We start from the raw sequence: 2,039 nt of genomic DNA, 5'->3' as shown, positions 1-2,039 counted from the left end.
GCACGAGCCCGCGCGGCGTAGGGGAGCGCACGCCAGCCGCGTCGGCGAGCTGGCGGCGGACGCGGGGTTGCGGCTACGGCGCCTCCGGCGGGGGCGCTCCGGCTCCAGGATGGCCGGGGCTCCGCCGGCGGGTCACGGTCCGTGGGTGGTTGCGGTAGGCCATCCCGCCTGCCATCGACTCGGGCAAGCCGAGCAGACCACCGCCCGACCCGCCAGCGTCCGAACCTGCGTCAAGGTCCGCTTGACGTGGCGGGCCGGGCGGGGCCCGCTCCCAGTTGGGCGGGCCGATGGCAGACGGGATGGCGAGGCAGCAGGTTCGCGCCGTTCAGCGCAGTCCGCAGCGCTTGAGGATGTCGATGATGATGGCTGTCTTTGCCCGGACGTAGAGCGCCATGTCCATGGGGTGCTCTTGGGCGATTCGGTGCTTCTCGGCTGCGTAGCGGTCGCGGTCCTCAGGGTGGGTGCGAAGCCAGTCCCTGAGGATCAGGTGTCGGAGGTACTCATCGCAGTCAGGGCCGAAGACATGCAGGTTGACGCCATGGTCACGGGTCCAGAGGCATCGGTGCTGGTACCAGTCAGTGTCACGGGTGCGTAGGAAGTAGCCGGCGGCTTCCAGCGGAGGCACGTATGCATCTTCGTCTGCCGGGTCCGCGACGATGAGGTCGATGTCGAGTCGATTCTTGGCCGCGAGACCGGGTACGGCGGTCGACCCTACGTGTTCGACGGCAAGCGCCCGGGAGCCTAGGGCAGCACGGATGGCCGCCTCCTCTTTGGCGAACATTGCGGGCCAATCGGGGTTGTAGGCGTCGATGGTGATGGGTGAGGTCACGTTCGCCGGACGGTTGCCGACTGCTCGCTTCGCAGCCTTGTCTCCCGTGAGGTCTAGCGATGCCTTCGGCAAGGGTGGAATGCGCATTGGAGGCACCCTAGCCAGGTCACCGGTCATCCGCAGCCCCCGTCCGGTGGGTTTCGCGAGCGGAGTTAGTCCGCTCGTGTCAGCCAGGTGCTGGCTCATCCGAAGGAGCGATCGACGGTTGGTCGTACGTCTCGTACCTGTCCTACATGCGCAGCAGACGAGGAGTCGCGTCCGGCCGACCTGAGTTGAGCACTCGGACCAAGCCGCGTTTGACCATCTGTAGCTGATTGTCGGGAAGGCGAAGAGTGAAGCAGACCTCGGTGGGCAGACGAAGCGTCGCTGCGGCCTGTTCAGCAAGCACCAGCCGCAGTTGGCTCATGTCGCTCGGCGGCATCTTCGGCAAGGTTGGCTGCTCAGAGGCGCGGATCTCACATTCCACGACTCCCCCGTGACAGCCTCGCTGGCTGTCCACGCCTGCACCATTCCAGTACGTGTCCAGCCCCAGCGCTCGATCCTGCTCATCAGGCTCGCCGCACTCCTGGAAGACCAGCGACCACGATTCCCGATCCGGGTCCTCCCGAAGGCCCAGAATGTAGACGTAATCCTGCGCCTCAGCCGCACCGCGCAACACGGCCGGCAGGTAGTCGCTCGCGGGGTAGCCCATCCTCATCCTTGATCCCGGTCATAGCACCGGTTAGCGTTCGAACCCGACCGCAGCCAACGACCGACAGCATGCCCGACACGTGCCCGATCTAGCGGTCAACACCGGCCAACAGCGGCATCCGACGTCGTCTCAAACGTGATCACTCCGTCCTTCGCGACCAGTCTCACGGCTGCTCACCGGTAGATCAACCTATCGACTCAGGCCGAGGTAAGGCGCCTTCCAAACTGACGATGCGGAGCATCGGGCAAGCTTGAGCGGTGGACGTTGACGCAGTACGGATGGAGGGCTACGACGAGGTCCTGGCGCTTCACCGGATGCTCATGGAGTGCAAGTCCGACGACCTTGGTGGCGTCCACGCAGGCAGCCCGTTCATCGCCGCCATCCAGCACCGCCTAGAGCCTGTGTCGAAGTCGGTCACAGCCACTCGCTGATCGCGGCGATGTGCACGGTGGCTTCGTAGCGCACGGCGAGCTTGTCGAATCGGGTGGCCACGGCGCGGTTGCGCTTGAGCCGGTTGAT

The 2,039-nt window shown here is 65.8% G+C and carries 2 protein-coding genes and 1 pseudogene; all 3 read right to left on the bottom strand.

Annotated elements, in window-relative coordinates:
• Positions 1-325: 325 nt before the first annotated feature.
• The gene (locus DKL51_RS31535) at positions 326-916 is read right to left on the bottom strand and encodes a GrpB family protein (protein ID WP_109964355.1); all 591 of its coding nucleotides are present in this window, start codon (positions 914-916) and stop codon (positions 326-328) included.
• A 142-nt stretch (positions 917-1,058) separates the two neighbouring features.
• The gene (locus DKL51_RS31530; protein WP_109947869.1) at positions 1,059-1,520 is read right to left on the bottom strand and encodes an Imm10 family immunity protein; all 462 of its coding nucleotides are present in this window, start codon (positions 1,518-1,520) and stop codon (positions 1,059-1,061) included.
• Positions 1,521-1,934: 414 nt separating this feature from the next.
• Positions 1,935-2,039: pseudogene (locus tag DKL51_RS36820) on the bottom strand (IS5 family transposase); the annotation flags it as partial.

The organism is Micromonospora globispora (assembly GCF_003857015.1).
GTDB classification, from domain to species: Bacteria; Actinomycetota; Actinomycetes; order Mycobacteriales; family Micromonosporaceae; genus Micromonospora; species Micromonospora globispora.
The sequence above is the reverse complement of the archived record's forward strand: the minus strand, read 5'-3'. Positions and strand labels throughout refer to the sequence as shown.

Excerpts from the sequence above, each read along its gene's own strand:
- DKL51_RS31535 (WP_109964355.1), bottom strand. The coding sequence starts at position 916 with ATGCGCATTCCACCCTTGCCGAAGGCATCGCTAGACCTCACGGGAGAC.
- DKL51_RS31530 (WP_109947869.1), bottom strand. The coding sequence starts at position 1,520 with ATGGGCTACCCCGCGAGCGACTACCTGCCGGCCGTGTTGCGCGGTGCG.